Raw genomic sequence first — 15,845 nt, forward strand, 5'->3', positions numbered from 1 at the left:
CGCGCGAACAAAAAGGCCGGGAAACCCCGGCCTTTAGCGCATTTCGCGATGACAAATTGTATCTCAGGCCGCGGCGCGGGAGCCCTCGTCAAAGAACAGGGCTTGGCTGATCAGGGCTTTGACCATATCCGGGTTGAAGGGCTTGGTGACGAGGAATGTCGGCTCCGGGCGTTCACCGGTCAGCAGGCGTTCGGGGAAAGCCGTGATGAAGATCACCGGCACAGAATGGGTATTGAGGATGTCGTTTACCGCATCAATCCCCGAGCTGCCGTCGGCCAGTTGGATATCGGCAAGAATCATGCGGGGACGGGTCTGGCCGAAGAGGTTGACCGCTTCCTTGTGGGTGCGGGCGACGCTGACCACCTTATGGCCCAGGCTTTCTACCAATTGCTCGATATCCATGGCAATCAGCGGCTCGTCCTCGATGATCATGATTTCCGTCGCGACCTGGCGGGAAATATCGACTGAAGCCTCATCAAGCAGGTCGGCGAATTTGCTGTCGCTGACGCCCAGGATTTCGGCGGCCTGGGCATGGGTGAAGCCCTCTACCGCTACAAGCAGGAAGGCCTGGCGCGGCTTGGGGCCCAGATTGGCGAGGTTGCGCGCTGCGCGTTTTTCCCAGGCAAAGCTGGAGGCTGGTTCAGGCACCGGAATGGTCGAGGACGAGAACAGGGCGGAGAACAGCTTATAGAGCGCGATACGATCGCTGGATGCTTCGGGAAACAGGGAAATGTCTGCAATGAGAGCTTCGAGAGTTGCCGCTACATAGGCGTCTCCGGATGTCTGCGATCCGGTTACGGCGCGGGAAAACCGCCGCAGATACGGCAAATGCGGAGCAATCCGCGTGGACAAAGTCATATAAGAACTCCCAATGACGCTTAGATCGTGGACCCACGAAACCCTTAAACGGGCCGTGAATGCAAAAGTTCCGCCATTGTGGAACTTTTTGAGCGGTTGCACATTTAGCTCGCCAAAGGGCGGACCAACTTGGACGGCAAAGACTTACGCATGATAAAGGACAAACTGGTGACCCAGCAACGTATGCGAACGCAGACGGGGCGGGCAGATGATGGGCTGGGTCCAAATTCGGACATCGGCGCGCGTTTGCGTGCACTCTATGGGGCCGTGCAGGACGAAGGTGTTCCCGAGCAACTCCTCGATTTGCTGGAAAAGCTCGATAGCGCCGAGCAGGCGCAGAAGGCCAAGACCGCTGCTCGTGACGGGGAGTGACGGCATGTCAGCCGAACCGACCTCGTTCAAGCGCGAGATGCTTGCTACATTGCCCAGCCTGCGCGCCTTTGCCGTCTCCCTGACGGGCAAGCATGACAAGGCGGACGATCTGGTGCAGGACACCGTCATGAAGGCCTGGGCCAAGCAGTCCAGCTTCGAGATGGGCACCAATATCAAGGCCTGGCTTTTCACTATTCTGCGCAACGAATTTTACAGCCAGATGCGCAAGCGTGGCCGCGAAGTGCAGGATAGCGACGGCGCGTTCACCGAGCGGCTTTCCGTGCATCCATCTCAATATGGCTCGATGGACATGCAGGACTTCAAGAAGGCTCTGGCCCAATTGCCCGATGATCAGCGCGAGGCGGTGATCCTGATCGGGGCCTCGGGGTTTTCCTATGAGGAGGCTGCCGAGATCTGCGATTGCGCCATTGGCACGATGAAGAGCCGCGTCAGTCGCGCCCGCACGCGATTGCAGGACATTCTCAAGATCAGCGGCGAAGCCGATTATGGTCCCGATGCTGTCTCGGCACAGGTGACCACGCATAATCACTCGTTCTAACTCGATTGAATGAGCGCCAGAATGATGGACCTGTCCGGTGGAAGGGGCCGTCCGGCGCCGTCGGCCATTGATCTGACGGCATGGCCGCAAAACCGCCATCGCCATGGTGCAAATGCATAGCCACAATTGTTCCAGCGGGGCGCGGCCGTCCTGAGCTTTCCACTGGACTGCCGGGATAATGATGGTGGCCGAAGCACGCAATCAGGAACGCGACGTCAAGCCGCCGCGCCGGGCAAGGCCCCGGCTCGCCGTGCTGGCGTCATTGGCGTTGGTCGTGCTGGCCGCAGCCGCCGCGCTTATCATGACAGCGGGCATTGATCGGCAATTGGTCGATGTTACCCAGACCTATGAGGTGCGCAACCAGGCGCGCGAACTGACCATTGCCTTGACTGAGGCCGAGAGCAGCCAGCGCGGTTTTATGCTGACGCGCGACCAGGAATATCTCGAGCCCTACCGGCGGGCGGTTGCCGGCATCGATACGCGGATCAAGACGCTTGTCGCTATTACCGCCGCCGACCCAAGGCAGGCCGACCGCGTGGCGGCGATCTCGGATTCGATCTCCATCAAACTGGCGGAGATGGCGCGGACAGTGGACCTGATCCAGTCAGACCGTCCTGGTGAGGCGCAGACGCTGATCCAAAGCGGAATGGGCGCGCGGCTGATGGACGAGTTGCGTATCGGGCTCGAACAATTCATCGGTGAGGAAAACGCCAAGCTGCTGGAGCGTAACAGGGGGATCGATCTGTCGCGCCGTGCTCTGGTGTTGGCGATCATCGTGGCGCTGGCGGGTGCGGCGATCCTGTCCTATTCGCTCTTGTCGCGCACCCAGCGCCAGGTTAGCGCACTGGCCGAAAGCCGCACGCAATTGCTGACGCAGAACGAGGCGCTGGAAGCCCAGGTGCGGGAACGCACCCAGGCCATCGAGGAAGCGCGCGAGCATGCCGAACATGAACGCCAGCGCGTCGAGGCCCTGTTGCGCGATACCAATCACCGCGTGGGCAATTCGCTGGCGACCGTTTCGTCCCTGCTCGGGCTGCAGTTGATGCGCACCGGTTCAGACGAGGTGCGCGAGGCACTCGAGGCGGCGCGGGCACGGGTTCATGCGGTGGCCTCGGCCCATCGGCGGCTGCGGCTGGGGGACGATCTGGAAACCGTCAGCGCGGCGGAATTCTTGAGCGCGGTGCTGGACGATCTGCACGACACCGCCACCACCGCCAAGGCGGTGACGCTCAAGGGGGACTTTGCCCCGGTGGAGATTGGTGCGCGGGATGCCACGACGATCGGAATCCTGGTGGGTGAGCTGGTGACCAATGCGCTCAAGCATGCGTTTCCCGATGGCCGGCAGGGGCAAATCGCGGTGAGTTTCAAGCGCGACGCGGCCAATGTGCCGACGTTGCGGGTGGCCGATGATGGGGTGGGCATCGCTGCCGAGCGAACGCCCGGTGAAGGCGGGCTTGGATCTGTGATCATCAAGCAATTGGCCAATCAGTTCGACGGCAAGCCGCACTATGAACGAGGACCCCATGGCGGCATTGTAGTGACGGTGCCGCTGCCCGGCGTCGCGCGGGCGGCAGCGGGCTAATGCCAGCGGCGCCCGGAGACAGCGATGCATATCGTAGCAATTCTCAACCGCGATGGCGGCACCCTGCGGACCATGGATCTAGCCGCCCTTGCCGGCCAGGCGGTGGAGATTTTCAGGCGGAACGGCCATGATCTCGAGTGCCGTATCGTTGCCGGGCGCAATGTCGAGACCGAACTGCGCCGGGTCGCGGGCACCAGGGGCGTGGACGTCATGCTGGTTGGGGGCGGCGATGGCACGATTTCGACGGCGGCAGGGATCGCCTTTGAAACCGGAGTCCCGTTGGCCATCTTGCCCGCAGGGACGATGAATCTCTTCGCCCGGGCGCTGCAGTTGCCGCTCGATCTGACAGCGGCGATGGAGGCCATCGCCGATGGCGAGATCGCCGCGGTGGATATCGCAACGGCCAATGGCCGCGTCTTTGTGCACCAGTTCGGCGTCGGCGTACATGCAAGGCTGGTGCGTATTCGCGAGCGCATGACCTATCGCAGCCGCATCGGCAAGATGCTGGCGAGTTTGCGCGCCATTGCCGAGGCCGTGCTGCACCCGCCTGAATTCGAAGCGGAAATCCATACGAGAAACGGGAGCGAGCGCCAGCGGGTTTCGGGCATCGCGGTTTCCAACAATCCAGTGGGTGACGGGCACATTCCTTATGCCGACCGGCTCGATGCGGGCCTGTTAGGCGTCTATATGGCTGCGCCAATGTCGACCTGGGCATTGATCCGGCTGGCAGTGGATGTGCTGCTGGGCAAATGGCGGGCGAGCGATGCGGTTACCGAGCAGGAAGTCGAGCAGGTGACGCTGAGTTTTCCCTGGCGCAAGCACGATGCCCATGCGGTGATCGACGGCGAATTGATCAAGCTGGCGCCTTCGGTCACCCTCAAGGTGCATCCCGGTGCGCTCAAGGTGCTGTTGCCTAAGCCCCCCGAAACGGGCGGTTCGTGATTTTTCCAGCTTGGGAACCATATTGCTTGACCCGAGTTTAACGGCATCGGGCCTAACTTTAGCGGCAGTTTGACAGAAGTCAGGCCGTGTTCACGCCCGTGTCCGCAAGGCTTCCGGTTTGCCCGTTTGCGTCTTGCTCAGGTTTGAATGCGCAGTTGTCGCGGAAGCGTCAGGACGAAAAGTGACAGAAGTGAGTTCCTCCCTTCCGGACGAGGTCCGCAGGGTTCTGGATGATCCATCCCGCCTGCAGGCGCTGGCGGCGCTGGAGGTTCTCGGTACAGATCCCGATGCCGATTTCGACCGCCTCACCCGGGTCGCGGCCCATATTTTTGGTGCCGAAATCGCCCTGGTGACGCTGATCGACAACGAACGGCAATGGTTCCGCGCCTGCTATGGTACTGACCTCTCCAGTATATCGGACGATGACTCGTTTTGCGCGCATACCCTGGCCGGGTCCGAGGTGATGGTGGTCCTCGACGCTACGGCCGATCCGCGTTTCATCCACAATCCACTGGTGACGGGCGAAGCCGGCATCCGGTTTTATGCCGGGGCGCCGATCGTGGTCGCTGGGCAGCGCCTGGGCTCGCTTTGCGTGCTTGGCCGCAAAACCAGAGATGCGGTTGAGCCGGCATTGCTCAACCAGCTTGCCGATCTGGCGAGCCTTGCCTCCACGCTATTCTCTCTCAAGGACGAAGCACGGGTGCGGGCGCGCACGGCTGCGGCTTTGCTCAGGGAAGAATGGCGCCATGCCTTGACGCTGGAAGCGGGCAATGTGGGCAGCTGGATCTGGGATATCCGCAGCGGGGAAGTGGTCTGCAACGACATGTTCCGGCGCATGTATCACCTGCCCGAAAGCGGCACGATCCAGTTCGAACAGGTGCTTGACGTGGTCCATGCCAGCGATCGCGCCGCCATCGAAGCCAGTATCCAGGCGAGTCTCGACGAGGGTGTCGATTTTGCCGCCGAGGTGCGAGTGGAGCCGACAATCCGGTGGCTGACCATGCGGGGCCGGGTCTATCAGCGCGATGCCGAGGGGCGGGCGCTGGTCATGATGGGTGCCTCCACCGATATTACCGAAGCCAAGCAGAGCGCCGAGCACACGCGGCTCCTGCTGCGCGAGCTCAACCACCGGGTCAAGAACACGCTGGCCATGATTCAGTCGGTGGCGCGTCAGACGATCCGGCAGAATCCCGATCCCAGGGCCTTTATCGAGGCCTTTTCCGGGCGGTTGCGCACGATTTCGGATGCCCATGTGCTGTTGGCCGATCGCGACTGGAGCGGGGTGCATCTTTATGAGGTGATCGCTTCCCAGCTAGGGCCGGACTTCCTTGAGCATCCCGACCGCGCCACCGTCAACGGACCGGACATGATGCTGCCGGCCGACCATGCAGTTGGCCTGGGTTTGATCCTGCATGAATTGACCACCAATGCGCATCGTCATGGGGCCTGGTCCACCAATCGGGGCGTGGTCAATATCGACTGGGAAAAGCGGGAAGCGCCGGTGCTCGGGCTGATGCTGCGCTGGCGTGAAAGCGAGGGCCCCGCCGTAGCGCCGCCGCGTGATTATGGCCTGGGTACCAGGCTGATCGAGCGCAGCCTGGCCAAGGTGCTCAATAGCGATGTCACGCTGCGATTCGATCCCGGCGGTGTCGCCGCCGAGATCTGGATGCCGCTGCCCGCCGAACAAGATTGACGCGGATCAATCGTCCTTGTCGCCGGCGTTGCGGATCAGCAGGAACGCTGCCAGGGCCGCGGCGGGAAGACCGAGCGTGCGGATGGCCGGCGAGCGCAGCAGGACCGGCAATGCGGTCAATGCTGCCGTAGTAACGAAAGCGCCGGTTTCGCTGGAGCGGCGGCGTTCGGAGGCGCGGCGTTTCCGGTTGCTCTCGCCGATCTGCGCGCCGGCAAAGACCGCCAGTGCCAGGACGATAAAAACGCCGCCCAGAACCAGCGCCGCGTAGATCGGCCCGATCTGGGTGGTGAGAGCAAAAAAGCCCGCCGCCACGAGAAAAAAGCAACCCAGCAGCAGGAAGAGGCTGATCACCGCATAGACAATTGCGAGCTTTTTGGCCCGATCGGTAATCGCCTCGACCTCGATGCCGAGCAGGGCCGCGAGGGGGACCAGTAAATTCATGATGCCTAGCGCCGCGAGAGCAGAGCGAGGATAAACCCGATGCCCACCGCGCTTGCCACCGCGGTTAGCGGCTTTTCGCGAATGGTGTCTTTTAGTTGCCGCTCAAGTTCTCCGGCCTGGTCCTGCACGTCCTCGATGACGTTCTGGCCCTGGCGTTGCAGATGGCGGGCTTCGCTCTTGGCGACGTCCCTGACCTCGTTGACCTTATTGCTGCTGAGATGGGCCAGTGTCGCGGCGATCCCCTTGAGATCGTCCTGCAACTGGGCAATCTGGTCTTCGAGTTGCTTTTCCTTGGCGCGGCTGGACGCCGCACGCGAGCCTCCGTTGGGTCTCTTGCCGCGGGTCGGTGCCATTTCAGGTGTATCAGCCATTAAACGCTCCATTCATTGATGTCATTCAACGCCATAACGTGTGGTAGGTTCCGGGCCAGTGGGCCGACAGAAAGACACCCCGGTACGTATTAAACGTATCGGGGTGACCAGGGCGGGTGAAAGGGGGGCGACCTTCAACCCGCGGGGCGCATTCCACTAACGTGGACTCCAATACTGGTCGCGCCCTTTATCGGCTGTGCGTCAAATTCGTCCCATCAATACAAGAATGAGGATGACGACGAGGACGACGCCCAGAATACCGGATGGCCCATAACCGAAGCCGCGGGAATAGCCCCAATTGGGCAATGCGCCGATCAACAGCAGAATAAGAACGATGATGAGAATTGTGCCTAAGGTCATAGGACGCATCCTTCTTTTGTTATTGTGACGCCAAGCCGCCGGGTCAAACCAAGGCGAGCAATAGACCTGTGGCGGCGAGTAGAATAAGAAATGCCGGCGTCAGTGCCTTGAGTATGTCGGCATAATGGGTCCGGCCATCGTAGCTTTCGCTCGACCAGGCCATACTCGCGCGGGCGTCTTCGATTTCCTTGATTTCAGCATGTGTCATGTCGGCCAATACCTTCAGAACGCCGCGCTCTATTGCGCTTGCTCTAAGAACGGCGAGGAAGGGACTTTAGTTCCGCATACCTGGTGAAACAGGGGTGCGGCGGCTCTATTCGACGCGTATCACGTCGACCGATTGGGTCGTCTCATGCGAGCCATGGGTCTTGAGTACGCCCACGATCGGGGAGATGTCGGCATAGTCCCGGCCATGGCCGATCGAGATGTGGTCGCCGCCCGCAATCATGGCATTGGTGGGGTCGAACTCGACCCAACCCATATGTTGGCCGCACCAGACACGCACCCAGGCATGCATGGCGTCGCTGCCTTCTAGTCGTGCCTTGCCGGGTGGCGGATTGGTGCGCAGGAAACCCGAGACATAGCCGGCGGGAATGCCGGCGCCGCGCAGACCGGCGATCATCACATGGGCAAAATCCTGGCACACGCCCTTGCGCAGCGCAAAGGCTTCAGCGGGCGTGGTCTGCACGTCAGTCGCCTTGGAATCGTAGATGAAGTCGCGATGGATCGCCATGCAGAGGTCATTGGCGGACGCCAATACTGAAGGGGCGCCGGCCATGGCGGCCCTGGCATAGGCGGTAATGGCGGGGACGAGCTGCACACTGCCGGATTCGGCGAGGAAATGATGCGGGCTATCGGGTTCGACCGACCAGAACCGGCTGATCTCCTGCCGCAAATGCTCGAGGGTCGGCGATAGATCGGCGGGAGGATGAATGTCCTCCACCTGAACGCGCGCGGTCAGGCGGATATCGAGATGATCGTGCGGCGTCAGATAGGTGATGGTGGTCACCGCATTGCCGAAAAAATCGGTGAAGGCGCTTTCGCGCTGCGGGCGCGGCTCGAAGGAGAGGCTTGCCGCGATGACGCGTTGGGTGCCGGGCACGCTGATCGGCGCAACACGGATGAGGTGGCGGCCGCCATGCACGGGTGCGTCGTAATCGTAATGCAGATCGAGGCGGACATCGTAGAGCATGGCGCTACACGAAATAGGCTGCGGCCACGAGGCTGGAGAGAACGCCGAGATCGGCGGCCAGCTTGTCGAGGCGATCAGGGGTCATGTCCGCGGGTTCGGCGATGCGCAATTCGGTGTGCAATTGCAGGGCAGCCTTAGCGGCGGGCGAGAGCTGACCATCGCCAATGCCGCCGGGCAGCATTTCGATCTGCTTTTGCAGTTCGGCCAATTGGAACAGCACCGAGCGTGGATTGAGCGGGTCCAGCGTAAGCAGATCGACGGCACTTTGCGTACCCGCGCTCACTGAATAGCGGCGACGGTGCGACATGACGCTGTCGCCGATTTCCAGCAGCATTTCGAGCGAGCCATCCGGCGCATCCTTATGGGTGAACCAGGCAGTGGCGCGAGCGATCTGCATGGCACGCTCAAGCCGTCGGCCCAGTTCGAGAAAGCGCCAGCCGGCAAAGCGGTACATGTTTTCGTGCACGAGGCCGGAAAAGCCTGCCAGCTTGCGCAGCAGCACGGTCATGGCGCGCGTGGCATCGTCGCCGAGCTGGACGCGGGTGGCAAAGCGCTGGGCGGTCTTTTGCAGATCAACCAGAGCCAGCCAGCCGTCCGGCGAGAAGCGGTCGCGGATCTGGCCGGCGCTGTGCACGGCGCTATCGATGGAGGAGAGCAAGCCCAGCGGCATGGCATCAGCGGCATCGACATCGATGGTTTCGAGGAATGCCGCACAGTGGGTCAGGATCGGCAGGTCGGTCTTGGAGAGTTCGGCCTGGCGGGCATTATAGGCGCGCAGGATGCGCACCGTAGCCTCGCAGCGCTCGGCATAGCGCCCCAGCCAGATCAGATTGTCGGCGGCGCGGCTGGGCAGACTACCGGGCGAGTTCCGCACCAGTTTCTGGCCATCGCGCGGCAGCAGCGAGACCTGTTCCACCGGCTTGGATGACACGACCCAGACGTCGGCTGCCTGGCCGCCGCGCTGCATGGCGATGGCCGAGGCATCGTTGGTGGAGCCGACCCGGGCAAAGCCGCCGGGCATGATGGTCCAGCCATCGTCGGTCCGAGCCGCGTAGACGCGCAGGGTAATGGCGCGGGGTTCGAGCTTGCCATCGACATAGACCGGGGCGGTGGAGAGCTGCACCTGTTCCTGGCCGACATAGCCGGCGCCATTGGTGCGGATACGCTCAAGCAGCGCCTCGCGCTGGTCGGCAGGCACGGCGGAGCCGAGCATGGTGCCGCGCTGGTCATCGAAGGGAAGCGTCGTGGCGAAGGCGGGGCCGATCATCAGCTTGTCGAAATTGTCGAGCACATGGCGCTGCTCGCCTGGCTGACCGCACCACCAGGTGGCAATTTCGGGCAGCAGCAGATTGGTGCCGAGCAGCTTTTGCGCCAGTCGCGGCATGAAGGCGGCCAGCGCGCGGGTTTCGAGCAGGCCGGTGCCCAGCGCATTGATCATGGAGATCGAGCCGTGGCGCAATGCCTCGACCATGCCGGGCGTGCCGATGCGGCTATCGTAGCGCAGCTCAAGCGGGTCGACGAAGGAGGCGTCCATGCGCCGCCACAGCACGGTCACCGGCTTGAGTCCGGCCACCGTGCGCACCATGACGCGCTCGTCCTCGACCACCAGATCCTCGCCTTCAAGCAACATGAGGCCGAGATAGCGGGCAATATAGGCGTGTTCGAAATAGGTTTCGTTGAGCTGGCCCGGCGTCAAAATGCCGACCCGACCGCCATCGCGCTTGGCCTGCGCGAAAAGCGTATCGCGGAAGGCGCGGAAGAAGCCGGCCAGCCGCTGGATATTCATGCCGGCATAGATATCGGACAGCGCGCGCGTAGTAGCGACGCGGTTTTCCAGCGCAAAGCCGGCGCCCGAAGGGGCCTGGGTGCGGTCGCCCAGCACCCACCAGGCGCCGTTGGGGCCGCGACCCAGCTCGAAGGCGCAGAAATGCAGGTAATGTCCGCTGGCCGGTTTGACGCCGACGAGGGGGCGCAGGAATTCGCCATTGCGCGCCACAAGTTCGGGCGGCAGCAGGCCTTGTTGCACCAGGGTATTGTCGCCATAGATATCGGCGATGACGGTTTCGAGCAGTTCGGCGCGCTGGACCAGGCCGGCGCTGATGGTGGCCCATTCGGCTTCATCGATCAGCAGCGGAATTTTGGCGAGCGGCCAGTCGCGTTCCTTGCCCTCAGCGCCGTCATATTTGCGGTAGAACACACCGGCATCGCGCAGATATTGATCGGCGCGCTCGAAACGCGCGGCAAGCTCGGTGGGGCCTAGCCTGTCGAAGGCAGCCATCAAGGCGGCCCAGCCCGGCCGGATGTTGCCGGCCGGGTCGACCATTTCGTCGGGTACGCCCGGTTGCAGCCGGTAATCAGCAACAATGCTGGGCCCGGCAGGGGGCTTGCCGCGAGGCTTTTGATTCCGCGTATTCATGGGTTCTACCAGAAGCGCGGCGGCCGGCGCAGGTCAAGCGTTAGCGGGAACTCGTCCGCAGGCTTTTCTGCGCGCAGATCATAGCCACCCGGGGTGTAATTGTGCGGCACGAAGCGAGCAAGGCGCCGCGCCTCGGCCTCGTTGCCGTTGACCGGGAAGGTTTCGTAATTGCGACCGCCGGGATGGGCTACGTGATAGGTGCAGCCGCCGACGGGCCGACCGGTCCAGGTGTCGTAGATGTCGAACACCAGTGGGGTATTGACCGGCATGGCCGGATGCATGCCCGAGGCGGGTTGCCAGGCCTTGTAGCGGACGCCAGCAATGGCCGAGCCTGCCGTATCGGCCTTGTGCAGGGGAATGGGCCGCCGGTTGCAGGTGACGGCGTAGCGCTCGGGATTGAGGCCATCGAGCTTGACCTGTAGCCGTTCAACCGAGCTATCGACGAAGCGCACCGTGCCGCCGATGGCGCCCTGTTCGCCCATGACATGCCAGGGCTCGAGCGCCTGGCGCAGTTCGAGACGGACGCCGTCATATTCGACCTCGCCGCAGAAGGGGAAACGGAATTCGAGCTGGGCGGCGAACCAGGCCGGATCGAGCTTGAAGCCGTGGGCGTCGAGGTCGGCGAGGACATCGAGAAAGTCCTGCCAGACATAGTGGGGCAGCATGAAACGATCATGCAGGGTGGTGCCCCAGCGGGTGAAACTGCCCTCCAGCGGATCGGTCCAGAACCGGGCGATGAGGGCGCGGATCAGCACTTGCTGGGCCAGCGACATGCGCGCATTGGGCGGCATTTCAAAGCCGCGGAATTCGACCAGGCCCAGCCGGCCGGTGGGGCCGTCGGGCGAATAGAGCTTGTCGATGCAGATTTCCGAGCGATGGGTATTGCCGGTGACGTCGACCAGAAGATTGCGGAACAGCCGATCGACCAGCCAGGGCAAAGGCGGCAAGGCGCCCGAGGCGGGGTGAGGCACCTGCGCCATGGCGATTTCGAGTTCGTAGAGGCTGTCGTGCCGGGCTTCGTCGAAGCGAGGGGCCTGGCTTGTCGGTCCGATGAACAGGCCCGAAAACAGATAGCTCATCGCCGGATGGCGCTGCCAATGCAGCACCAGTGACTTGAGCAGATCGGGCCGCCGCAGGAAGGGGCTGTCATCGGGTGTGGCGCCGCCCACGACCACGTGATTGCCGCCGCCGGTGCCGGTGTGGCGGCCATCGATCATGAATTTGTCGGCACCCAGCCGCGACAGGCGGGCTTCTTCATAGATCGCGGTGGTCGTGGCGACGCAATCGTCCCAGTTCGAAGCGGGGTGAATATTGACCTCGATGACGCCCGGATCGGGCGCCACGCGGATGACATTGAGGCGCGGATCGTGCGGCGGGGAATAGCCTTCGACATGCACGGGGAAGCCGATGGCCTTGGCGGCGGCTTCGACGGCGGCGATCAGTTCGAGATAGTCCTCGAGTTTTTCGACCGGCGGCAGGAAGACGCAGAGCCTATGGTCGCGGATTTCGGCGGTGACAGCAGTGCGCACCTCGCCCTCGATCTCGCTGATTTCCTGCTCGATGCGGTCCTGCTGCTCGGTGGCGGCGGTAAATTCTGCAGCAACCTGGGCGCGGGGGTCGGCGGCAAGGCCAGCAGTTTTGCGCGACAGGATTTCCACCGGATCGGGCAGGGGGCCGCGCGGTGCACCGGGGTCCTGCGCCACCACATGGGGGTATTCGGTGGGCTTGATGTGCTTGAGCGAAGTCAGCGGCAGGCGATAGCCGGCGGGGCTGTCGCCGGGGGCGAGGAAGAGTTTGCCGCGCCGTGTCTTCCACTTTTCGGTGAGCCAGGGGCTCGACGCGGCCGCGTTCCAGCGCTGTACGGGCAGTACATAGCCGGTGGGGTTAGTCAGGCCTCGCTCGAACACTTTGGCGATGCGCGAGCGGGCTTCGGGGTCGGCCAGTTCGGAATTGGCCGGGTCGACATTGGCGGGCAGATTGGCTTCCTTGAGCAGCCATTCGCCGGGGTCTTCATAGGCCTCGTCAATGGTTTCCCCGGTCAGCCCGAGATTGTTCGCAAAGGCAGCGAGGAATTTGCGGGCGTCGGCATGGGTCGCGGCGGTTTTGACGCCTTCGCGCGCCACCAGCGCCTCATCTTGCCAGACGGGTTTGCCATCGACGCGCCAATAGAGGGAAAAGGTCCAGCGCGGCAGGGTTTCGCCGGGATACCATTTACCTTGGCCATAATGCAGCAGGCCAGCTGGCGCGAAGCGCTGGCGTAGCCGGCGGATCAAATCGTCGGCAAGGGCGCGCTTGGTGGGGCCAACGGCGCCGGTATTCCACTCGTCGGCCTCGAAATCATCGATGGAAACGAAAGTGGGCTCGCCGCCCATGGTGAGGCGCACGTCGTTTTCGGCGAGGACTTTATCGACCTGCTTGCCCAGGGCATTGAGCTGGTCCCATGCGGCGTCGGAAAAGGGCTTGGTGATACGCGGATGTTCGGCGACGCGGGTCACCTTCATATCGAAGGCGAAATCGACTTCAGCGTAGCTGGCAAAGCCCGAGATCGGCGCGGCATTTCGATAATGCGGGGTGGCGGCCAGCGGTACATGGCTTTCGCCGGTCAGTAGGCCCGAAGTGGGGTCGAGGCCGACCCATCCGGCGCCGGGCAGATAGACTTCGCACCAGGCATGCAGGTCAGTAAAATCATGGTCGGTGCCGGCGGGGCCATCGAGCGAGACCAGATCGGGCTTGAGCTGGATCAGGTAGCCCGACACGAAGCGGGCGGCAAAGCCCAGATGCCTGAGGGTCTGGACCAGCAGCCAGCTGGAATCCCGGCACGAGCCTTTGGCGTTGCCCAGGGTTTCCTCGGGCGTCCACACGCCGGTTTCCATGCGCACGATATAGGCGATGTGCTGCTGGATGGAGGCATTGATGGCGGTGACGAAATTGACCGTATTCATCGGCGTCTTGTCGATGCCATCGATGAAACGCTGCAGCAGCGGGCCGGCTGGCTCGGGCCGCATATAGATGGACAGGTCCTCGCGAATATCTTCGGGATATTGGAAGGGGAAAGTTTCCGCTGTTTCCTCGACGAAGAAATCGAAGGGATTATAGACCGTCATGTCGGCGACGAGATCGACTTCGATCTTGAGCTCGGTGACCGGCTCGGGGAAGACGAAGCGGGTTAGGAAATTGCCATAGGCATCCTGCTGCACATTGACGAAATGCAGCGACGGAGACACCCGCAGGGAGTGGCTCAGCACCTTGGTTCTGGAATGCGGCGCCGGTTGCAGCCTGATGATCTGGGGCTGGAGGAAGACCGGACGGTCATATTTGTAGTGAGTCAGATGGTAGACGGCGGCTTTGATCGACATGCGTTCCAGTCGCTCACTTCAGGCCACGAATTTTGACTTCCCGGGAAGGAGCTTAGCGGGGTTTGGCGTGCAGGGATAGGCGGTGTTGGTGGTTAGGTGGGTTGCGCGGGCAGTCGCTACCCCATCGCGTCGATCAGCTGCCGTTGCCGCAGCATTTCGAGAAAAATCCGATAGTCCCGGTCGAACTGGATGCGGGCAGCCGGGTCTGGCGAACGCGCCGCACCCGGTTGGTGCATCGCCACACAAGCCGCATCGAGGCTCGGATAAAGCCCCGCGGCAGTCGCTGCGACCATGGCCATGCCGAGCAGCGTTGCGTCCTGCGCCGAGGATTGCACCACCGTGCAGCCGGTGGCGTCGGCATAGAGTTCCATCAGCAGCGGGTTCCTGGTGTGCCCGCCGGTAATGTGCAGCGTGTCGATGGCATAGCCGCGCGTGTTGAGCGTTTCGAGGATGTGGCGGACGCCCAAGGCAATGGCGACGCAGCTGCGCCAATAGAGCCGGCAGAGGCTATCGAAATCGCTGTCGAGGGTCAGGCCGGAGATGACGCCCAGCGCAAAGGGATCGCCCAAAGGGGAACGATTGCCATGGAAATCGGGCAGAACATGCAAGCGTTTGGCGAGGCCCAGGCCTTCGCTGGCGCGTAGCGCAATGATGCGCTCAGCAATGGCGCGGTGGCGTTCCGGGGTTGGGTCGCCGCCCGCGCCATGCCAGCGGATGAGGTGATCGAGCAAGGCGCCGGTGGCCGATTGGCCGCCTTCATTGAGCCAGACACCGGGGAGCACGGCACCATAATAGGGGCCCCAGACGCCGGAGGTCGCGCGGTCTTCGGCAGAGAGCGCCATGACGCAGCTGGAGGTTCCAGCGATCAGGGCCAGGTGGCGATCGATCGTGCCGATATCGCTGGCGAAGGCGCCGAGCAGGCCCAGCGCACCGGCATGGGCGTCGATCAGGCCGGCGCCGACATGGCAATTGGCGGTGAGGCCCAGATCGGCGGCGGCCGCTGCGGTCAGCGTGCCCAGATCGGTGCCGATGGGGCTGGCCGTCTGCGGCAGGGCGGCGCGGTCGAGCAGGTCTTCGAGACCCACCAGCTCAAGAAAATCCTGCCGCCAGGATGGGTTGGTATGACCTAGGTAAGTCCATTTGCAGGTGAGGGTGGATTGGCTGCGGGCGAGCGAGCCGGTGGCTTTCCACGAAAGAAAATCGGCCAGGTCGAACATCATGCCGGCACTGGCCCAGGTCTGCGGCATGTGCCGCTTGAGCCACATCAGCTTGGGCACTTCCATTTCCGGCGACATGACGCCGCCGGCAAAATTGAGCACGAGATGGCCGGTTTCGGTGCATTCCCCGGCTTCGGCCAGCGCCCGGTGATCGAGCCAGACAATGGTGTCCCAACGCGCTTCGCCATTGGTGGAGACGGTGAGCGGGGCGCCGTTAGCATCGCGGACGACGAGGGAGCAGGTGGCATCGAAGGCCAGGCCCACCACGGCGTCGGGGCTGGCTCCGGCGGCAGCCATGGCGTTGCGCACGGCTGCGCAGACGGCGCGCCAGATGTCCTCGCTGTCATGCTCGGCATGGTTGGCATCGGTGCGATTCATGGCGATGGGATGCTCGGCGCGGCCCAGCAGCAGGCCTTCGGGCGTCAGCACGCCCGCCCGGGCGCTCCCCGTGCCCACATCCACTGCCACCAGGAGGCTTTGCAACAA

General features: G+C 63.0%; 14 protein-coding genes. 5 read left to right on the plus strand and 9 right to left on the minus strand.

The genetic code is table 11. From position 1 onward, the window contains the following. Window positions 1–63: 63 nt before the first annotated feature. Window positions 64–858, minus strand: a complete 795-nt coding sequence (locus tag FF80_RS18020) for a response regulator (protein WP_035102916.1) — start codon at window positions 856–858, stop codon at window positions 64–66. Between the two features lie 150 nt (window positions 859–1,008). On the opposite strand from FF80_RS18020, the gene FF80_RS18025 reads away from it, so the two are divergent. The 5 genes from FF80_RS18025 to FF80_RS18045 all read left to right on the plus strand — a co-directional run bounded on the left by FF80_RS18025 (window position 1,009) and on the right by FF80_RS18045 (window position 6,006). Next, window positions 1,009–1,230 (plus strand): NepR family anti-sigma factor, encoded by a 222-nt coding sequence (locus FF80_RS18025; RefSeq protein WP_052153731.1) that lies wholly within the window; start codon window positions 1,009–1,011, stop codon window positions 1,228–1,230. Window positions 1,231–1,234: 4 nt separating this feature from the next. Then, window positions 1,235–1,789 (plus strand): RNA polymerase sigma factor, encoded by a 555-nt coding sequence (locus tag FF80_RS18030; RefSeq protein WP_035102917.1) that lies wholly within the window; start codon window positions 1,235–1,237, stop codon window positions 1,787–1,789. Between the two features lie 184 nt (window positions 1,790–1,973). After that, window positions 1,974–3,371 (plus strand): CHASE3 domain-containing protein, encoded by a 1,398-nt coding sequence (locus FF80_RS18035; RefSeq protein ID WP_160172856.1) that lies wholly within the window; start codon window positions 1,974–1,976, stop codon window positions 3,369–3,371. Window positions 3,372–3,395: 24 nt separating this feature from the next. Continuing rightward, entirely contained in the window at window positions 3,396–4,313 is a 918-nt protein-coding gene (locus FF80_RS18040; protein ID WP_035102918.1) for a diacylglycerol kinase family protein, read from the plus strand. A gap of 190 nt (window positions 4,314–4,503) precedes the next feature. Next, the gene (locus FF80_RS18045; protein WP_052153733.1) at window positions 4,504–6,006 is read left to right on the plus strand and encodes an HWE histidine kinase domain-containing protein; all 1,503 of its coding nucleotides are present in this window, start codon (window positions 4,504–4,506) and stop codon (window positions 6,004–6,006) included. A 6-nt stretch (window positions 6,007–6,012) separates the two neighbouring features. Here the strand turns inward: FF80_RS18045 and FF80_RS18050 are convergent, their stop codons facing one another. From FF80_RS18050 to FF80_RS18075, 8 genes are all read right to left on the minus strand, one after another. Further along, a complete protein-coding gene (locus tag FF80_RS18050; RefSeq protein WP_035102921.1) occupies window positions 6,013–6,447 on the minus strand; it encodes a hypothetical protein in 435 nt (144 codons plus the stop codon). 5 nt (window positions 6,448–6,452) lie between these two features. Next, window positions 6,453–6,818, minus strand: a complete 366-nt coding sequence (locus FF80_RS18055) for a DUF883 family protein (RefSeq protein WP_052153734.1) — start codon at window positions 6,816–6,818, stop codon at window positions 6,453–6,455. A gap of 201 nt (window positions 6,819–7,019) precedes the next feature. Beyond that, the gene (locus tag FF80_RS21485; RefSeq protein WP_081917531.1) at window positions 7,020–7,178 is read right to left on the minus strand and encodes a DUF3309 family protein; all 159 of its coding nucleotides are present in this window, start codon (window positions 7,176–7,178) and stop codon (window positions 7,020–7,022) included. A 43-nt stretch (window positions 7,179–7,221) separates the two neighbouring features. Then, the gene (locus tag FF80_RS21995; RefSeq protein WP_160172857.1) at window positions 7,222–7,386 is read right to left on the minus strand and encodes a hypothetical protein; all 165 of its coding nucleotides are present in this window, start codon (window positions 7,384–7,386) and stop codon (window positions 7,222–7,224) included. A 105-nt stretch (window positions 7,387–7,491) separates the two neighbouring features. Continuing rightward, window positions 7,492–8,370: a transglutaminase family protein gene (locus FF80_RS18060; protein ID WP_035102922.1), complete on the minus strand. Its 879-nt coding sequence runs from the start codon at window positions 8,368–8,370 to the stop codon at window positions 7,492–7,494. A gap of 4 nt (window positions 8,371–8,374) precedes the next feature. Beyond that, on the minus strand, window positions 8,375–10,786 hold the full coding sequence (locus tag FF80_RS18065) for a circularly permuted type 2 ATP-grasp protein (RefSeq protein ID WP_035102923.1): 2,412 nt from the start codon (window positions 10,784–10,786) through the stop codon (window positions 8,375–8,377). Between the two features lie 5 nt (window positions 10,787–10,791). Continuing rightward, complete coding sequence (locus FF80_RS18070; protein ID WP_035102924.1) at window positions 10,792–14,142, minus strand: transglutaminase family protein; 3,351 nt, start codon at window positions 14,140–14,142, stop codon at window positions 10,792–10,794. 116 nt (window positions 14,143–14,258) lie between these two features. Beyond that, window positions 14,259–15,845 carry an FGGY-family carbohydrate kinase gene (locus FF80_RS18075; protein WP_035102925.1) on the minus strand — a complete coding sequence of 529 codons (1,587 nt, stop codon included), beginning with the start codon at window positions 15,843–15,845 and terminating at the stop codon, window positions 14,259–14,261.

The sequence above is a fragment of the Devosia sp. LC5 genome, from assembly GCF_000735585.1.
Taxonomy (GTDB): domain Bacteria; phylum Pseudomonadota; class Alphaproteobacteria; order Rhizobiales; family Devosiaceae; genus Devosia.